Below are 18,491 nucleotides of genomic sequence, written 5' to 3'. Positions count from 1 at the left end.
TTGACTGGATGCGCTGCCCGATGGGCAGCGCGTTTGAGTATTTTTGAAAAGATGAAGATCAGGCCGCGTGCGCGATTTTCGCGCGGGCTTCGGTGATTTTTAGCGCGGCGTGTGCGGCCTCGCGTCCCTTTTCCACAAAATGTGCGCGGTAGATGGCGTTGTGGTGGTCGGTTTCCTGATACTGGTGCGGTGTCAGGGACACGGACAGAACCGGAACGCCGGTATCCATTCCTGCGCGCATCAGGCCATCAACCACGGCCTGCGCCACGAAGTCATGGCGGTAGATGCCACCATCCACGACAAAGGCCGCGCATGCGACGGCGGCGTAGCGCCCGGTTTGGGCCAGGTCGCGGGCCAAAAGGGGCATTTCGAATGCTCCCGGAACATCGAACACATCGACTTGGTCGGCGGGGACGAGGTCCAGAAACCCCTCTAACGCGCGGTCGACGATATCAGAATGCCAGTTGGCTTTGACGAAAGCATAGCGGGTGTGTGTCATGGCGATCTCCTTTCGGTTTGGTGGCCTGCTGGCGATCGCGAAAACCGGTTCCCGAATTTCGCTGCCAGCACGGCATGACACGTCACCCAAGGCGATCACGAGCAGACACGCCGAAACGGCGCGCTGCGCATTCTCTTTCATCCGGACTATAACCGTCGGCTCTGGCCTCTCACCAGATCTGCTGACACCCCTTGGTGGTTCCACGATCTGTCCGAAAACCGGTTCCCACTTTTCGGATTGTGGACGCTGCGGGGCCGCTCGCGGGCTTACGGGTCCATGCCCGCATACCGCCGGTGGGGAATTTCGCCCCGCCCTGAGAACGCCGCAGACCTTGCCAAGAACCGGTCCGTTCTGCAAGAGGATAGGCGGGAGGTTTCAGATGCATCCAAATCCCGCGTTTCGTGCCGAAGACCGCGCCCGGCACATCGGGTTCGCACGCGATCGGGCGTTTGGCGTTCTGGCTTTGTCGATAGAAGGCGCGCCGTTGCTGAGCCACGTTCCATTCCTGCTGAGCCAGGATGGTGCGATCGCGGAGCTCCATCTGGTTCGGTCAAACCCCGTTTTGCGCGAATTGAAACAGCCGAAGGCCGCGCGCATCGCTGTAACCGGACCGGATGGGTATATCTCGCCCGACTGGTATGGGGTGCAGGATCAGGTTCCGACGTGGAACTACGTTGCCGTGCATTTGATCGGAACGCTTGAGAAGATGCCGCAGGATACTCTGCTGGATCTGCTGGACCGCCAGTCTGCGTTCTATGAGGTGCGCTTGCGGCCGAAACCGCAGTGGACCACTGGCAAGATGTCGGACGAGGCTTTGACAAAGATGCTGCGTATGATCGTTCCCTGCCGTATGCAGATCGACGACATACAGGGGACATGGAAGCTCAACCAGAATAAGTCAGAGACCGTGAGGCTGAACGCGGCTGAGCGTGTTTGGCCCGATGGTTTCGGCTCGGAGCTGGAGGCGCTGCAGGCTTTGATGCGCGCCGCAGGGCCAGACAAAACCTGAAGGGTTTCGCTTTGCCTGGCAAAGGCTAAGGTGCAGTCAGCAAGGAGACAGGATATGAAACTCTATCACAGCCCAACCTCGCCCTATGTCCGTAAGGTTATGGTATTGTTGCACGAAACCGGTCAGCTGGACGACGTTGAGTTGCTGCCCGCAACGGGTACGCCAATCTCTCCGGCCGAGGCGTTGGTCGGCAAGGCGCCATTGACCAAAGTGCCCGCGCTGGAGCGGCCGGATGGTCCAACGCTGTTTGACAGCCGGGTGATCTGCGCGTTTCTGGATGCGCGCGCCCAGGCAGGGCTTTATCCTGACGGACCGGCCCGATGGGATGTTCTGACGCTTGAGGCACTGGCGGACGGTATTCTGGATGCGGCCCTTCTGATGACATACGAGAATCGATTGCGCCCTGCCGACAAGCAGTGGGGCGACTGGGTCGACGCGCAGTGGGACAAGATTGATCGCGCGTGCGCTGCTTTGACCGAACGCTGGATGGCGAATCTGTCGGGGTCACTCGATATGGGTCAGATTGCGGTCGGCTGTGCGCTTGGCTACCTGGATTTGCGCCATGACGCGCGTGGATGGCGTCAAGGCAACGATGCCTTGGCCACATGGTATGCCGAGTTCGACGCACGGCCCAGCATGGTTGAGACGCGACCGCCGGCCTGAACGATGCATTGAATCGGGGATGAACTGTTCCGCCTCAGAACGCACCGGTCGGGAATCCCGACCGAATCAGGCAGTCGCTGCGGCACTTCGAGGCGAAAAAATCGGCCTCAGAACCAGAGGCATCTTGAAATTTGGCCTCCGCGTAGTGACCTGAAAGCCCAGATGCGGCGTATTGCGCGTTTATGACCGCTGGACGAACACTATTCTCCCCGATAGATAGCGCGGTTAAGACATCGCATTCGTGCGGTGCGCGAGCTATATGCCCGTCCGCGGGCGCCAGACAATCGGAGAGAACCTCGTGTCCCACGCAGAAGACCACGAAGGCACCCGCAGAGATTTCCTGTATTACGTCGCTGGCGGCGCAGGTGTCGTTGCAACGGGTGCAGCCGTATGGCCCCTCGTCAACCAGATGAACCCCTCGGCGGATGTGCAGGCGCTGTCCTCGATCCGCGTGGATGTAAGCGGGGTCGAACCGGGCACGCAGTTGACCGTTAAATGGCTGGGCAAGCCCGTCTTTATCCGCCACCGCACCGGTGCCGAGATCGCGGAAGCGCAAGAACAGGATGCCGAAGGCGTCGGCGCATTGCCTGACCCGCTGGCCCGTAACTTTAACCTGAACGCAGATGCGCCTGCCACGGACGCCAACCGCGTCATGCCCTCGCCTGAGGGTGAAGCGCCGGGGGCCTGGATCGTCCAGATGGGCGTCTGTACCCACCTTGGCTGTGTACCGCTTGGCGATGCTGGCGATTTTGGCGGCTGGTTCTGCCCGTGCCACGGATCGCACTATGACCTTGCGGGCCGCATCCGCAAAGGCCCCGCGCCTGAAAACCTTCCTGTTCCGCCTGCCGAATGGGTGGACAACAGCACAATCCGCCTCGGCTAAGGGAGACCCAATATGTCAGGAATTCCCCACGACCATTACGAGCCGAAGACAGACGGTGAAAAGTGGCTGAACAGCCGCCTGCCGATCGTCGGCCTGATATACGACACCATCATGATCCCCACGCCAAAGAACCTGAACTGGTGGTGGATCTGGGGTATCGTCCTTGCCTTCTGCCTGGTCTTGCAGATCGTCACCGGTATCGTTCTGGTGATGCACTATACGCCGCATGTCGATCTGGCCTTTGCCAGCGTCGAGCACATCATGCGCAACGTGAACGGTGGCTACTTTATCCGCTATCTGCACATGAACGGCGCATCGCTGTTCTTTGTCGCGGTGTATATCCACATGTTCCGCGGCCTGTTCTATGGCTCGTACAAAGCCCCGCGTGAGATCACGTGGATCATCGGGATGCTGATCTACCTGATGATGATGGGCACCGCCTTTATGGGTTACGTGCTGCCCTGGGGTCAGATGTCCTTCTGGGGTGCGACCGTGATCACCGGCCTGTTTGGCGCGATCCCGTTTGTGGGTGAGGCGATCCAGACCTGGTTGCTGGGCGGACCGGCGGTGGACAACGCCACGCTGAACCGTTTCTTCTCGCTGCACTATCTGCTGCCGTTTATCATCGCGGCACTGGTCATCGTGCATATCTGGGCCTTCCATACCACCGGCAACAACAACCCGACCGGAGTTGAGGTGCGCCGCGGCTCGAAAGCCGAGGCCGAGAAAGACACGCTGCCCTTCTGGCCCTACTTCGTGATCAAGGACCTGTTTGCACTGGCCGTAATCATGGTCGTGTTCTGGGCCATTGTCGGCTTCATGCCGAACTATCTGGGCCACCCGGACAACTACATCGAAGCCAACCCGCTGGTGACACCGGCGCATATTGTGCCTGAATGGTACTTCCTGCCGTTCTACGCGATCCTGCGCGCCTTCACCGGCGAGGTCTGGGTCGTGCAGTTCGCCAGCTTCATCACCGGCGGCATCATCGACGCCAAGTTCTTTGGTGTTCTGGCGATGTTCGGTGCGATCCTTGCAATGGCACTGGCGCCGTGGCTCGATACCTCGACCGTGCGTTCGGGCAAGTACCGCCCGATGTTCAAGTGGTGGTTCTACCTGCTGGTTATCGACTTCTTTGCCCTGATGTGGCTGGGTGCGATGCCTGCCGAGGAACCGTATGCCACATTCTCGCTGATCGCGTCGGCCTATTGGTTCGCTTACTTCTTTGTGATCCTGCCGATCCTGGGGGTTATCGAGAAACCGCTTGTTCCCCCGGAAACCATCGAAGAAGACTTCAACGCGCATTATGGCAAGGCTGATGCCGAAGCCACGCCTGCAGCGGCTCCGGCCGAATAAAAAGAGGGACCGGATACAATGTTCAAGAAACTTGCAATCGGTGCCGCGTTTGCCGTCGCATTGACCCCTGCTGCGTCCTTCGCGGCAGGTGGCGAGGGGCATGTCGAGGACTTCCACTTTTCGTTCGAAGGTCCGTTTGGCACTTTCGACGAAAGCCAGCTTCAGCGTGGCCTTCAGGTCTATACCGAGGTCTGTGCGGCCTGCCACGGCCTGCGGTATGTACCCCTGCGCGACCTTGAGGCGCTGGGATATTCGGAAGAGCAGGTCATCACCTATGCGGCTGACAACTTTGAAGTGTTCGATCCCGAGCTGGACGATTTCCGCCCGGCCATCCCGACCGACCACTTCCCGGCAAACGATGCCGTCGGTGCACCTGACCTGAGCCTGATGGCCAAGGCCCGCGCCGGGTTCCACGGCCCCTACGGTCTGGGCATCAACCAACTGGTCAAGGGCATGGGTGGCGCGGAATACATCGCTTCGCTGCTGGATGGCTATACCGGAGAAGAAAAAGAAGAGGCAGGCACGATCCTGTACGAGAACAAGGCCTTCCCCGGAGGCTGGATCTCGATGGCCCCGCCGATGTCGGATGATCAGGTCGAATACGCCGATGGTCACGCCGCCACGGTCGAAGAGATGTCCAAGGACGTTTCAGCCTTCCTGATGTGGGCCGCTGAACCCAAGATGATGGACCGCAAAAACGCGGGATTCGTCGGTGTTCTGTTTCTGACCGTCCTGTCGGTGATCCTGTATCTGGTCAACAAGCGCTTGTGGGCACCTGTGAAGGGCAAAAAGCAGCACTGACCTGCCTACACACCAACATGCATGGAAAAACCCGCCTGATCGGCGGGTTTTTTTATCAGCTCATCTTTTTCACGGCTTCAGCAACGGCCTTGTCATACGCGGCCCGTGCCTTTTGCACTTTCATATCCACTTTGTGTTGCTGGTCCAGCAGCTTGCGCACTTGCTTCATCGCTTCGGCGGCCTTGATCGGCGGCAGCTTGAAACTCTTTTTCTCGATATCCGCCCGCTTTTGTCTGATCAGGCCGGCCATTCCTTCGGCTTTTGCCAGAGCCATGCTTAGCTTTTCGAGTTTGCCAATTACAACTTTGTCCATATTGCTTCCTCGTTTGCTGATGATCCTGCTGCCAATCATAGCAAATTTTAAGAAAGCGCGATGTGACACGCATCACGGTCACAAGTTCGCGTAGCGAAGCGCGCCTGTTGAGATCATTCGCAAGAGACTACGCGTGCTGATTTTGTGCTGGCATGACACGTCGGCCAAGCGCCATGATGGGCACCGTTAATGCTATGCCGTCAGCCGGTTTCCGTCGTTACCTGTAATCGCAGCCTGCACAATCTGGCCTTCGGCTTGGGACTTCGAGAATGCGACTTCGGCGAATTGCTCGGTTCGGCCCATATGCGGGTTCTCCATCAGGATGTGATGGGATTTGCCGACCTGATCCGAAAGGTGCCTGGCCACCTGCGCCTCGCCCGCTGCGCGCAAACGGGCGGCGCGGTCCTTGATCACGCGCCCGTCGATTTGCTGTGGAATGCGGGCCGCAGGCGTGCCTTCACGCCTGGAATAGGGAAACACGTGCAACCATGTCAGATCGCATTCCGCAACCAGCCTAAGGGAATTTTCGAAATGCGCATCGGTTTCGGTTGGAAAGCCCGCGATGATATCGGCGCCGAACGTCATGTCCGGCCGCAGTTTGCGCGCGTCTTCGGTAAACCGAATGGCATCGTCGCGCAGGTGACGGCGCTTCATCCGTTTCAGGATCAGATCATCTCCGTGCTGCAGTGAAAGATGCAGGTGCGGCATCAGGCGACGCTCGGTTGCGATGGCCTGCATCAGGTTCTCGTCCACTTCGATGGAATCGATCGAACTGATCCGCAAACGGGGCAGGTCAGGCACCAGTTTCAGGATACGCGTGACTAGATCGCCCAGCTTCGGTTGCGCAGGCAGGTCCGCCCCCCACGAGGTCAGATCAACGCCTGTGAGAACGACTTCGTTATATCCCTTGTCCACAAGCCGCTTGATCTGATCCACAACCACACCAGCCGGGACGCTACGCGAGTTCCCACGGCCATACGGGATGATGCAAAACGTGCAACGATGGTCGCAGCCATTCTGAACCTGAACATAGGCACGCGACCGTGTGCCGAAGCCATCGATCAAGTGGCCTGCGGTTTCCGTTACGGACATGATGTCATCAACCTGAACGGCTTCGGTTTCGCCGATGAAGTCCGCCGCCATGCCCTTCCACGTACCGGGCCGCATTTTCTCGGAGTTGCCGATAACTGCGTCCACCTCATCCATCTGCGAAAAGGTCTGAGGTTCGGTTTGCGCGGCGCATCCGGTGACGATCAACCGCGCGTTCGGGTTCTCGCGCCGCAGTTTCCGGATCTCCTGCCGCGCCTTGCGCACTGCTTCGGCTGTTACGGCGCAAGTATTCACCACCACTGCGTCGGTCAAACCCGCCTGCCGCGAAAGCTCTTTCATCGCCTCTGTTTCATAGGCGTTCAGGCGGCAGCCCAACGTTGTGAACTTGGGCGCGTTCATCCCAGCGACCTCAGGAACTCAGACGTCAAAGTACCAGAGAACACATGGCAGGTCGGACCGGTCATCCACACACCGTCGTCGCGCCAGTCGATCCAGATCGTGCCGCCATCCAGTTCTATCTGTACCTTGCGCCCGGTCAGGCCAAGCCGCGCAGATGCGACTGCGGTCGCGCAAGACGACGAACCGGATGCCAGTGTAATCCCCACGCCACGTTCCCAAACACGCATCCGGATATGGTCAGGACCCAAGACCTGAGCGACCTGCACATTCGTGCGCTCGGGGTATAGAGGGTGGTTCTCATAGCGTGCGCCAAACTCGTCCAGCGGAATAGCCTCGGCATCATCCACAAAGAACGTGCAGTGCGGGTTGCCCATACCGGTCGCCGTGGGACGACCTTCGACTGGCAATCTCAGCGTATCCATCTCTTCGGCCAGCGGAATCTCATCCCAGCGAAGTTGCGGCAGCCCCATATTGACCGAGGTCAGACCGTCCCCCGAATCTCTGGCTGTCAACGCGCCGCGTTCCGTGGTCAGATTGAGTTCGGACTTTCCGCTCTCGTTCATCAAAAACCGGGCTATGCAACGGGTTGCATTTCCGCAGGCCGCCGAGGTCGAACCGTCCGCGTTGTAAAACGTCAGATGTGCATCCGTTTCACCGGCTTCGATTATGGCAAGCTGGTCAAAGCCGACACCAAACTGACGGTGCCCGATTCCTCTGGCCATGGCCGGTGTGATCGCGCCTGCCTGCGCGCGCGCGTCCACAATGACAAAGTCATTGCCCAGCCCGTGCATCTTCATAAAGGGCAGTTCGGTGTCGTTTACCTGTTGCATGGCGGGCATATAACGTTGGTGCGGATGTGAATCCACCCTATGCGGGAGATTCCTGAAAAAAGGGCTTGACCACCCCGCATCCCCTGCCTAATTAGGCCGCCTATCGGGGCGCCGGACACCAGTTGAATGTCGGCGAAACGGGGTGCGAAATAAGGGCTTGAACCCGATCGGGAAAATACCTTACAGAGCGCCACGGATCCATGCGATCCGACAAAAGAGTGGGCCGTTAGCTCAGTTGGTAGAGCAACTGACTTTTAATCAGTGGGTCGCAGGTTCGAATCCTGCACGGCTCACCACTTTTTTAAATACAAGGCCGTTCGCAGATAAGATTGCGCTTTGAATACACAAGCGTACGATCACAGTTTCGAATTCTAAAGTTTCCGGATGCATACGGCGCGGTATCGTTGGGTGAATGCAAAATTTAATTCGGCGTGGCCTCACTCTTTTTTGGTAGTGAGTCCCAATTGCGGGTATTTTGCGAAGGTCAAAACCGCTGGACAAACGGCGTTGTTTACACTGAGGTACGCCTAGCCGGTCTCAAAAATTCGCTTGGCTTCATCAAGTCGCACCACTGGTTTGGCTAATCTGTATCCAACGCGTTCTGCCATTCCCGTTGTCTCGGAAAGAAACACTTGTATTCGATGCCTTGGGAGCAACCCATTTTTAAGGCTGTACCCAGGTTTGCACTAGAGGTCCCGCGTCACAGTCCATCTGGGGGCGCGGTGATCAAAGGCAAAGACCCAAGTCAATTGGTGGCACCAATTCACATTGATCCATTTTCGAACCGAGCAATAGAAAGCCGCCGCAACACAATCAAAAGCCACTTATTCGCTCTATCAGCCAATACATCGACACCGAACCGATGCCATATGCGGCAATCACTGTCGCGCGTCGACTGATCGGATGCGCCGTCAACCGCCAGATCGCTACCAGCAGAGCCAATGCGCCGATAAAACTCAGCTGTCCGGCTTCAACGCCCAGGTTAAAGGCAAGCAAGGCCGCCGGAATATCGTTCGCGGGCAGTCCAATATCAGCCAAAGCGCCAGCAAAACCAAGGCCGTGCAACAGCCCAAATCCGAAACAAATGATCCAGGGCTTTTGTTTTGAAAGCCGGAACCGGCCCTCTTCACCCTTTACGATCTCCATGGCCAGAAAAACGATGGACAACGCAATGACAGCCTCGACCGGCGGACCAGGAACATTCAAGACACCAAATGTCGCCAGCGCCAGAGTGATGGAATGCGCAAGCGTGAATGCAGTGACAGCTCCGACCAATTTCCACGGCTCGCGCACCAGAATGAAAAGCGCAAAAACAAACAGAAGGTGATCCCAGCCCTCCAGTATGTGTTCAAAACCCAGCAGGAGGTAAGCGGCGAAAACCGCCCATGTCGTTTGCTCGGCAGGCGTGATTTGCACGGACGTCTCAGGTGTGAAACGAAGCGTGGTTGGTTCGGCATTCAACGGGAGCAAGCGGACCAGAACGTCGTTCTTTTGGGAGTCCAAGCCGTCAATTGCAATGGGCTGGCCTGCGATACCTGCATGGCACTCGACAATCCAGGATGAAACCCATGCTCGACTATCGGAGATGGGAGACGGCCCGCGCGCGGGTGTACAATTTTCCGGCAACACAGCATCAATCGCCATCGGTTGGCCATTCACATCGGGCTTCCGCCAGTGGACGCTCCAGTTAACGGGTGAGATTTGGCGTATCTCCAGATATCCGGGATCGAGCGCGTGGGCATTTGCCTTGCCTGCGGGCCAAGCGCACAAGACAAAAAGAAAAACGCAGACCAGCAACCTCATTTGTCTGGTCCTGAGAGATCGGGACTTTCGATCTCGTAGTTCTCGACCAAGCTTTCGAACTGCGCCTGCGCCAGATCTTCACTCGCGGCGCGACGCCAATCGCGCAGAACATCACTGCGAATTTCGGACAAAGGTGGTGTTCGGCTCGGTTCAAAGGCAAGCACTTGGACAAGATGGACACCATAGCCCGATTGGATCGGTCCGGTCCAAGGACCTGTTTGAGCCTCTGCGAGACCCTTTGAAAATCCAGCACCAAAGACCGAGTCGATAACTCTGGTCGCAGTCAAAGGCATCGAAGCAGGTAGCAATATCGAAGAATTCGAGACGGTGACATCCTGTCCGGCATTCAGCGTATTCAACGCGGTTGTGATCTGGGCCTCGCTTGGTTCTTCACCCAGAAAGATCTGCGTGAACGCCACCTTGTCGGATGTTGCGTAGCGTGCGGGATTTCGATTGAGAAACGCCTCTAATTCTTCGTCTTCCGGGACCACTGAGGTGGCAATTGCCTCTGTCAGAAAGTCCATTTTCTGGCTCAGCCGAGACCTGATTACGGAATCTCCGCGATCCAGACCGAGCTTTCTTGCCTCCCTGACCAGAACTTCTTCACGAATTGACGCATCGACCAGGGCTTGTAGCTCGGCCTCGCTCGGTCGGCGCTTCCACCTGGCTTCAAACTGATCTGCCAAACGGGCGACATCGGCCTCGTCGACCCGGATGGTTTCCAGGTTTTCGACAGCTTCGCCGTCGGGCGCAATAATATGGAACCAAACGAAAATAGCCGCTCCAATCAAAAAGAAATGGAACAGAGGTTCTTTCAGTATGCGCATGAAGGCTCCTGCGTGACGCGAACTTGTGCTCTCAGGACCGATGCTGGCATCGTCCGATTGACTTTTGCAAGGAGCCCGGCAACAAGCAGGTTTCACACATATGGCGACTGCACTCGGCTGAGGTCACAAGCTCGGTTTCCGGACCCATGCCTGAAACACTTCAATCCGCCGGGGTGTACCAGATCGGAGAGGAATATGCGCGCTCCTGATGTGTGAGAACGGCATCTTGCGGCAACTCTGCGCCGAACCTTAGCTTGTCATAAAGGATCCAACGTGGGGTCGGGATTTCGATTGCGCGAACGTAATAAAACGCTCTTGCGTCGGGGTCGAAATCCGGGTCGGACCAGACGGTCACCAACTCGGCAGTGCCGATCGTGTTGGCCCAGCTTGCGGTCTCAACGTCCACGGTGTTTCCAACCGCAGGAACCTTGCCATTTTCGTCAGCCACACGGCCATCCGACCAGGCAACGTCGTAGACCTTTTCCTGCAAGATGCCGTCCGAGTCGAGCCATCCCTTGACAACCTGAACGCGGTCCAGATTGGCACCAACCGGGTCACGTAATGCAGCAATCAAAAAGGAAGGTGCCACATCGCCTTCGCGAGGGCGCAAATCCGAACCCATTGGAACACCTTTGGTATAGCCCACGTTTGCAAGGAACCGCGTTTCGACGTCAGCATCGCTGAAATCCCATCCGCCAAAGAACCTAAGCCCGATCCGAGGTCCGGTTGTGGCGTAGGTTTCGCGCCGCTTGAATGCATCGAAGATCGCCGCGCGGGTGTTCTCGGTCGCCCAAACGGCTGTGTACCCGGACGCGACCAGAAGATCGCCGGGAATTTCCCCAAGATCATTGGCAATGAATGGATGCTTGATACGAGAGACTGACGGCTCAACACTGACAGACTTGCCAAAAAAGTTGTCCTCTTCAGCCGTCGCCAAAGATGTATGACTGTCCGTTGCGCCGCCCATCCCGAACTTGTAGGGGTTCACACCAAACTTTTCTTCCAGCATCAAGCCACGCTTCAGCGCCTCTCGGGCATATTCTCCGGCCAGCATGTCTTCTGTCTTAAGTTCGGTGATATCGAGATTGCCAACGTCCCAGTTTTCATAGTCTGCAAATTCATCGTCCGGGCTCAGGAAGGGGTGCGCTTCTCCGTCGCCCTTGATCTGCGTGACTTCATAGTGGGGCTCCCATTTCGCGCGGGCAGCCACGTATTCTTCGTCCACCTTGCCGCCGTGGTACGTGTCCTCGGTCGGAAACATCCATCCATTCGACAAGTTTCCATTATGGGCAAAGGCGACAGCGCGGCCCCCGGTTTTCTCCTGATATTCTTCCAGCCATGCGTAGAGCGATTTCGGGTCGGTGTCGCCGTAAGGCGGTTGCGTGACCGGGGGAACCATCTGAAGTGCTCTGATCGGTCCGTCCCGCAACATTACGTTCCGGTGCAGATTGAATCCCTTCGGAACAGAGGTCCACTCGAACCCGATAAAGGCGGTAAAATTCCCGGGGTCGTTGTGCCGCTCGGCCGCGAGAACAATGTGCTCCCAAGTGAACGCAAAAGCGTCGGCACCAGGGCTGTAGGACTCAAGCAGGATTTCCGGCAGCGTCATTTGGGAGAAATTTGTAATAATATCAAAGGCGGTTTTTCCGGCCTCTTCACCACCGGCTTTATATCCTTCGTACCACTCCAATCCTTTTGGGTCGGAAATAACACCCGGCTTGCCAGCTTGCAGGTCCGGAGCGAACCCCATCAGATCCGTGTGATCCGTAAGAACCATCCAGTCCAACGGTCGCGCCAGCCTTACAGGTTGGCCGGTAGAGGAGATGACCTGCTCACCCTTTGCAAAACGCCACGCGTCATCTGGCAGCAGCGTGTTTCCAAAGGCACCCGCGTCCAAAGAAAGCCCTGTGTGAAGATGGGTATCACCCCATAACGGCCGCTCTGGGAAGCTGCGTTGTGCATAAGGGGAGTAGGGTTGTTCCAGGAACAAGCCTTCGGCTGCCTCTTCGCTTGGCACAGCGTCGGAGAAAGCGGAAGCTGGCGCAATCACCAGCGCGAAAGCAAAGGCGGATACCCGGTACATATTGACCTCCCAAATCAACAATACGGTTCGAAACAGGGGCTCTTTTCGGCCCGATAATATTCGATTTTGTTTATATCATAAGGCGTCGACTTCTGTTAAAAATTTTTCTTCGCCGATATTTTTGGACCATTGAAGGACGCCGTTCCGTGCCAACACGGGCTTCTTACGGATCAACTTAAGGTCTTATCGCAGTCTTGATCCGGCTCATTCGGACGTACCGTCATCCTGTAGAACCATGTTCAGAAAAAATTGCGTCGCTGGGTCCGTTTCTTCAAGCGCAACCAAAGCTTCGAACTTTTGGTAGAGAGCAGTTTCGCCCCAACTTCGCGTTGCAATAGCGATTTGCAGGGTCAATTCTGGATCGCTATCCAATACATCCTCAAATACCCGCACGATCACACCCTGCAACTGGTTCTGTGACGATCCCGCCTCGGATAAAGCCCGAACCAGAGCTTTCTTGTCATCTTGCGTCTTTCTGCCGTCGTTGAGGGCGAGACCAATTGCGTTTATCGCAGATACCCCTTCCGCCTCTATGCCGGCGAGCGCCCACTCATGGGAATGCAAACCACCGGATTTCAGGGATTTGGCAAATCGCGAGCGGACGATCGAACGTGCCTGCGGATCGGTTTTCAGTCCCAATAGTCGAATAGCGACGGGCCAATAGGCAAAACGGTTCAGGTCATTCAACTCTTCCAGAATCTGGCCGGTTGAAAACCTGTCTCCGATCGGGCGCACAAGTGCATAATTCGCGCGCCCGATTTCCACCAAGGCCGAGTCATGCAGGGCTTGATCCGGGTGCCACAAATAATCGGCAAAAAACGAAACGCGCGCAGCGTTTTCGGTTTTTCCCAAATCCCAAAGTCGACCATCGGTTTGAAGTCTTTCAAGAAACGCGCTTCGGTCCGGGTTCATCACAAAGACACGCCGCCAGGCCCGCGAAAAGCCGCGCCCCGTCTTGTCGTTGATTTCTGGTCCGTACGTCAGCAGAACCGTTGTTGTCGGGTCAGCGCGAAATGCGCGCCGCGTAACGCTGTCGATGAGAAATGGAATTCTCGGTGCGTTATGGAGTTTTTGTTCACTTCCCTTGATGACGTGTTGAGGCGAATACTCGAACGGGTTCTCTGATGCAGGACCCGCGAATACGACGACTTCCGCTGCCAAAATCTGATCAGTAATGGATGCCTCCGGCAGTTCAGTGCAAACCGCGCAAGCGTGCAATGCACGCGGTGTCGCAAGTGCGAGGATGCACATGACAGCTGCTATCGGCTTTCGTATTTCCAGGCTCACAGACCCGACCTTCACTTCGCAAACGATACTGGCGCTTTGAAAGTACCAATAAAACACCGCTTTGCGAAACCGCGTTGACTTATGCAGTGTATTTGACCGGCCCCGAGGTCCTTAGGACCAATCTGAATGTTGGATGAATACGTGTTCTGGAACCGCGCCCGCTCTTGCGCGCGCGCGACTAACAGAAAAGGCTTCCGCCACCCCGGCTGCCCATATGATCCTGCCTCATGCGAAGTCGGGGCCTGTCCGGAAATCCTCGACTTGCCCTGTGCAGGGCGCTTTGGATTTCAAAACACGCAGAGTTGCGCATTCACCTCTACCATGGCATTTGGCAACAACGCCTCAACACACTCAACGCGAACACCACATCCGCGCGCACCGGGTGAGGACAGGCAAGCGGTATGCGGGACAAGCCGTCGGACAAAAAACAGACGCAATGATGAAAACGAACCTTGATGAGACAAACCGCCGAATCCTGCGCGCGTTGCAACGGTTGGGCAGAGTGACGATGGCAGAACTGGCGGAGCACGTGAATATGTCGTTGGCGCCGGTGCACAAGCGCGTTCGAAAGATGGAAGAAGACGGGATCATCAAAGGCTATTGGCCGCGGGTGGATCGGTTGGCACTTGGACTTGGGGTCGAGGTGTTTTTGGAAGTCACATTTCGAGAGCACCATGATGACCACACTCAAGCGTTCCGCGCAGCGCTCGGGCGCGTGCCCGAGGTCAAATCCGTGCGGATGATCTCGGGCGAAGCCGATTACCTCGTTCAGCTCGTCGTTGGCGACATCGCGGACTATCAAAGGATTGTCAGGGAAGTTCTGTTGAAACTACCGATGATCAAGGACATCCGCAGCTCGATCGTATTGGAAGAAGTTTTCGACAATCAGCCGCTTCATGTGGATTGAATTGCGTGCCCGCCTGTCCGGATTGCCGCAAGCGCCAATTATGAATCCGTTCACGGACGCGTTTGTTCTGCCGGTGGATCGAATTCGATGACCTGCACAACGCTCGACAGTTCTATTTCCGGATAGTGCTCGCGCATGCCGTCCAGCATGATGTCGTCCGGCCATTCCTCTGCGCGCCCAAGGTAAGCCGCGGCCTCGCTCAGTGGCATGTCAGTGCATTTGACCACATGAACACTCACGGTTTGATCCGCGTCAGAGAGATTGAAAAAAGTCAGAACGCCGGGTTCAACACGCTGTTCCCGCCACCGAATTGTCGAGGTTTTGGATCCATCCAGGACGAAGGGGAAAAGCCGATCCACCACGGCAAGCCTTTGACTTTTCTGTTTCATTTGTCACATGTACGTTGGTTTTCAGAACGTTAGTACGAGGGGGTCGGCCAAAAGTCTACCGATCAACGCAGTGATGTTGCCCAAAGTTCAGAGGCTTATGGATTGGCCATTTTCGAAAACGTTCGCCTAGGCCATTCGCACATTTGCAGGCTTGCGTGGCTTGGGTGTAACGGTTAAACGACGACCCGTCGACGCATTACCCCACCAATGACGACAACCGCCTCGCAAGAAACGGGTGCATGTCAGGCTGAATTGCAAAGCCGAAATGGTGAGGGCAATGTGCAGATGTGAATTGAGCCTATGTTCGGGTTCACAGTGCCTCAATAGCTCAGCTGGTAGAGCAGGTCCTTCGTAAGGACAAGGTCGGGGGTTCGAGTCCCTCTTGAGGCACCAACTAATCAAGCAAGATAATGAAGTACAAAGGCTTTTCAAAAAGCCGCTTCTCTATCCCCTGATTCATCCCCTGATTTTTTCATGGATACCCGCCTGTTTTGGCCGCCGCTCCTGATTGAGTGCCAGCCATCCTTCAAATGAAACCAACCGCCAGGTGTATTGGCCCTAGCCGGTGGTTCGCACGGGAAGCCTTAACCGATAGACGCCGGAAATCCATGTCCGCGCGGTTTGAAGCCTGTCCCGTTTGTTTCGAAGTTTAATTGAGCGACCCGCTTTTCTTGAATGGATGCAGAATAGCGGGGAGACCCGTTTATAGGCGATTCTTGCAGAGCTCATAAATCACGTTCAAAACTATCGCGAATGATGGCCATTCCCACTTTTCGATATCCTGATATCGCTCGTCCACCGGTTGGACCAAGTCTACAGTTGTTACGGCGAGGTCAGACAAGCACTCAGATTCTATTTCAGCCCTTTGGTTGTGGCCGGTCTCATCCCCATCGGTTGTCTGCGCTAAGTCTCGGTCAACAACGCCAGCGACAAAGCCTAGACGTTGGCTATAATTCATGTCGTTCCATTATCCACGGTTCGCGTGAAACTGGCTCAGAGCGGCGGTCGGCGAGGCGACAAGCGCAAATAAGAGTATGAATCTATTCATGGCCTTATGCCTATTCGACTAGGCGCGCGCCCATCAAGAGCACCTATCAATGAAAACCCGGTTTCGACGTTACTCCCCTGATAATCACGCCAAAACCACTAAACGGCTGCATGGGGACTTTTAAACCGGCTCCCCGCTATTCACCGCTAGAGAGCGGCTAACGCTCTATTTGCATCTACAATGGCTAAATTTGCAGGCAGATTTCAAGCCTTAGGGGGTTGAAGGGTCGGCAAGCACACTGTGATATCCAACCACAGAAGGAAGTTAACTGGAAGTAACCAATGAAAAAACTAACTGCACTCATTGTATTAATGGGTTTGGCCGGATGCGGCGATCCTCAGCCAATTGTTTCGGAATTTAACGGCGACAGCGTCAATATCATTACCTCGTCCTTCTCGGACCGCCAGCAAGCTTTGGCTGCCTCGACAGCTGAGGCCCAACGTATATGTCAGAAAGGATCTAAGAAAAAAGCCGAACATGTGTCGGTGCGACACAATCCGAATACCTACCAAAATAACGACCTTTTCCTCTGCTTGAACTGATGCTGAAGAGTCTAGGCTTTTGGCCTTCGCTAACGCGGGGGCGTTTTCTTTTCTGCGAGGAATCATTTCCAGTTACAGCCTACCAACTGAAAGCCCAACACCAAGCGCAATCGGCGTGGGGCGGAACTTTTTTGATAGGCCTCGGGACTTAAAGCGACTAGGCCTTCTCGAGCGCTGTGTCCAAAAGCAAAGGCATGCTTATTGGGAAATTCATTGTGCTCTCTGCCTGAACGCTGAAGTTACCGACACGCGAAATTACCGCGTTGCGATATTCTGATTCCCCCAACACGTTACGCTCGACAAACCAACTTGTAACACGCACCCAGTCATACAGTGGGCGCTTAGACGAACCGCGCCATGCGCCTGTCAATTTGGCAAGTTGTACGGCTGTTTCCGGGGTTCTACTTCGGGCCGGGCGTTCGCGCCACGCGGTATGAGCCGACTTAAGTGACCCTGACTACAGTTCGAGATTTCGTCCGGCGTCAAAGCCATCGTTGCCCGTTTGACACACAACTTAAGCGAAAGATTGTAACGAGAACTTCTCGCTATAATTGCTATTGTCAAACCCTTGCCCTTCGGTCAACAAGCTCAAAATGAGACAACAAAAACATGAGGTAATCGAGTTGTTTTCGAAAAGAATAATTTCCCTTGCAATGCTGGCTACCATTGTTCCGGGTATCGTTGCAGCGCAGAGTTTTCAAGGTGCCACGACGCTTGGATACGGTCATGCGTCAGCATCAGATGGTGCCGGAGACATCGACACTCCCACCTTGGATGCTTTTGGTTTGATCGATTTTGAAAATGGCCTGTATCTTGGCCTGGTGGGCAAATACTCGAACATCGATCCGGACAACACATCCGGCGACCTGTCCTTGCTTGATCTCGGTACCAAGCTTACATACCAGTTTGACAATGGTGCTACGGTCGGCGCCTACTTGGATTATGCGGACGCGGATCTGGACACCGGGCTGGGCATCGATCTGTCAGGTGACGCCACCTCATACGGGATCACCGGTGGCTATTCGACCATGGGCTTTGGCATTGAGGCGTGGATCGGTGAAACCGAAACGTCACCGGACCTGAACGGGGTCGACTGGACGGATTACGGCTTATTGTTCCGTTACCAAGCCACAGAGAAGGCCGTATTCGGCGCTCATTACGTCAGAAGTGAGCTTTCAGGTTTCGGAGACAGCGCCGATTTATCCAGCATCGGTATGGGGGGTTATTATCAGTTTGCTTCGGGCTGGGGCGCATATGCCGGTATCAGCCGGCAGTCTCTGAGTGATGTTGATGTTGATTTCACGACAATTGGCATCGGCGTTGACTATGACTTCAGCCAGATCAGTGAATTTCCGGCACAACTTTCCTTGGAACTGGCGCGAACAGATCTGGATGTCGCCAACCTGAGCGGTGACCTCGACACGGTTCGCCTGGGCCTGACCTTCCCACTCGGGCAACGCGAAGTATCAACCCCTCTCAACAGCGTCGCACGGGCAGCGATGGCACCCCGCCACAATGCTCTGACCACCCTTGTGGACACCCTGTTCTAAGGCGCGAGCGGTTTGCGAAGATACGGTCGGCAAGTTATCTTGCCGATCATTTCTAAAACAGTCATGACAACGGTAAAATAGGCACGTCCCTGCTAGGGTTGGAAGCGTTTGCAGATTGCTCCGAATGCCAACGCACCATGACCCGGAGAGTGAAAACGAGTCCTGCCCGCCGACTTCGTCAGGCCCCGCGGCGTTCGTGTCACAAAAATAGGCTGCGAAAACCGCGGCTAAATGTAACGATCGGCAAAGGCT

17 protein-coding genes, 2 tRNA genes and 1 riboswitch are annotated in these 18,491 nt (G+C 55.9%); of the genes, 10 read left to right on the top strand and 9 right to left on the bottom strand.

From position 1 onward, the window contains the following. Window positions 1–58: 58 nt before the first annotated feature. A complete protein-coding gene (locus RA28_RS10945; RefSeq protein ID WP_275041373.1) occupies window positions 59–640 on the bottom strand; it encodes a 6,7-dimethyl-8-ribityllumazine synthase in 582 nt (193 codons plus the stop codon). Further along, window positions 625–824, bottom strand: a riboswitch (FMN riboswitch). Its footprint overlaps the gene before it by 16 nt. 54 nt (window positions 825–878) lie before the next feature. Between RA28_RS10945 and RA28_RS10940 the strand changes: the two genes are divergently transcribed. From RA28_RS10940 to RA28_RS10920, 5 genes are all read left to right on the top strand, one after another. After that, on the top strand, window positions 879–1,508 hold the full coding sequence (locus RA28_RS10940; protein WP_039528292.1) for an FMN-binding negative transcriptional regulator: 630 nt from the start codon (window positions 879–881) through the stop codon (window positions 1,506–1,508). A gap of 54 nt (window positions 1,509–1,562) precedes the next feature. Beyond that, on the top strand, window positions 1,563–2,171 hold the full coding sequence (locus tag RA28_RS10935) for a glutathione S-transferase (RefSeq protein WP_039528289.1): 609 nt from the start codon (window positions 1,563–1,565) through the stop codon (window positions 2,169–2,171). Between the two features lie 298 nt (window positions 2,172–2,469). Then, window positions 2,470–3,054 carry a ubiquinol-cytochrome c reductase iron-sulfur subunit gene (petA, locus tag RA28_RS10930; protein WP_039529342.1) on the top strand — a complete coding sequence of 195 codons (585 nt, stop codon included), beginning with the start codon at window positions 2,470–2,472 and terminating at the stop codon, window positions 3,052–3,054. A 12-nt stretch (window positions 3,055–3,066) separates the two neighbouring features. After that, window positions 3,067–4,410, top strand: coding sequence for a cytochrome b (gene petB / locus RA28_RS10925; RefSeq protein ID WP_039528287.1), 1,344 nt, complete (start codon window positions 3,067–3,069; stop codon window positions 4,408–4,410). An 18-nt stretch (window positions 4,411–4,428) separates the two neighbouring features. Beyond that, complete coding sequence (locus RA28_RS10920; protein ID WP_039528283.1) at window positions 4,429–5,211, top strand: cytochrome c1; 783 nt, start codon at window positions 4,429–4,431, stop codon at window positions 5,209–5,211. Between the two features lie 55 nt (window positions 5,212–5,266). Here the strand turns inward: RA28_RS10920 and RA28_RS10915 are convergent, their stop codons facing one another. From RA28_RS10915 to dapF, 3 genes are all read right to left on the bottom strand, one after another. Further along, window positions 5,267–5,524, bottom strand: a complete 258-nt coding sequence (locus RA28_RS10915; RefSeq protein ID WP_152612077.1) for a hypothetical protein — start codon at window positions 5,522–5,524, stop codon at window positions 5,267–5,269. A gap of 192 nt (window positions 5,525–5,716) precedes the next feature. Then, on the bottom strand, window positions 5,717–6,973 hold the full coding sequence (mtaB, locus tag RA28_RS10910; RefSeq protein WP_039528277.1) for a tRNA (N(6)-L-threonylcarbamoyladenosine(37)-C(2))-methylthiotransferase MtaB: 1,257 nt from the start codon (window positions 6,971–6,973) through the stop codon (window positions 5,717–5,719). Next, window positions 6,970–7,812, bottom strand: coding sequence for a diaminopimelate epimerase (gene dapF / locus RA28_RS10905; RefSeq protein ID WP_039528274.1), 843 nt, complete (start codon window positions 7,810–7,812; stop codon window positions 6,970–6,972). Before dapF ends, mtaB begins: the two co-directional genes overlap by 4 nt. 211 nt (window positions 7,813–8,023) lie before the next feature. On the opposite strand from dapF, the gene RA28_RS10900 reads away from it, so the two are divergent. Continuing rightward, a tRNA-Lys gene (locus RA28_RS10900) sits at window positions 8,024–8,099 on the top strand. Between the two features lie 517 nt (window positions 8,100–8,616). Here RA28_RS10900 and RA28_RS10895 read toward each other — a convergent pair. The 4 genes from RA28_RS10895 to RA28_RS10880 form a co-directional block, all read right to left on the bottom strand. Further along, entirely contained in the window at window positions 8,617–9,606 is a 990-nt protein-coding gene (locus RA28_RS10895; RefSeq protein ID WP_052261438.1) for a HupE/UreJ family protein, read from the bottom strand. Further along, complete coding sequence (locus RA28_RS10890) at window positions 9,603–10,433, bottom strand: peptidylprolyl isomerase (RefSeq protein ID WP_039528272.1); 831 nt, start codon at window positions 10,431–10,433, stop codon at window positions 9,603–9,605. Before RA28_RS10890 ends, RA28_RS10895 begins: the two co-directional genes overlap by 4 nt. 160 nt (window positions 10,434–10,593) lie before the next feature. Further along, entirely contained in the window at window positions 10,594–12,516 is a 1,923-nt protein-coding gene (locus RA28_RS10885; protein WP_039528269.1) for a DUF3604 domain-containing protein, read from the bottom strand. A 204-nt stretch (window positions 12,517–12,720) separates the two neighbouring features. Continuing rightward, window positions 12,721–13,803, bottom strand: coding sequence for a hypothetical protein (locus RA28_RS10880; protein WP_152612076.1), 1,083 nt, complete (start codon window positions 13,801–13,803; stop codon window positions 12,721–12,723). Window positions 13,804–14,239: 436 nt separating this feature from the next. Between RA28_RS10880 and RA28_RS22815 the strand changes: the two genes are divergently transcribed. Then, window positions 14,240–14,710: an Lrp/AsnC family transcriptional regulator gene (locus RA28_RS22815; RefSeq protein ID WP_039528264.1), complete on the top strand. Its 471-nt coding sequence runs from the start codon at window positions 14,240–14,242 to the stop codon at window positions 14,708–14,710. 50 nt (window positions 14,711–14,760) lie between these two features. Here RA28_RS22815 and RA28_RS10870 read toward each other — a convergent pair whose 3' ends face one another. After that, window positions 14,761–15,099 (bottom strand): ASCH domain-containing protein, encoded by a 339-nt coding sequence (locus tag RA28_RS10870; RefSeq protein WP_039528261.1) that lies wholly within the window; start codon window positions 15,097–15,099, stop codon window positions 14,761–14,763. 317 nt (window positions 15,100–15,416) lie between these two features. On the opposite strand from RA28_RS10870, the gene RA28_RS10865 reads away from it, so the two are divergent. From RA28_RS10865 to RA28_RS10855, 3 genes are all read left to right on the top strand, one after another. Continuing rightward, window positions 15,417–15,492 (top strand) — tRNA-Thr (locus RA28_RS10865). Between the two features lie 936 nt (window positions 15,493–16,428). Continuing rightward, a complete protein-coding gene (locus RA28_RS22680) occupies window positions 16,429–16,689 on the top strand; it encodes a hypothetical protein (protein WP_152612075.1) in 261 nt (86 codons plus the stop codon). A 653-nt stretch (window positions 16,690–17,342) separates the two neighbouring features. Next, on the top strand, window positions 17,343–18,239 hold the full coding sequence (locus tag RA28_RS10855) for a hypothetical protein (protein ID WP_152612074.1): 897 nt from the start codon (window positions 17,343–17,345) through the stop codon (window positions 18,237–18,239). The last annotated feature ends 252 nt before the right edge of the window (window positions 18,240–18,491 follow it).

It is taken from the genome of Ruegeria sp. ANG-S4 (assembly GCF_000814005.1).
Classification (GTDB): Bacteria; Pseudomonadota; Alphaproteobacteria; order Rhodobacterales; family Rhodobacteraceae; genus Ruegeria.
Note: the sequence above shows the minus strand (reverse complement) of the source record. Positions and strands in the feature narration are given on the sequence as shown.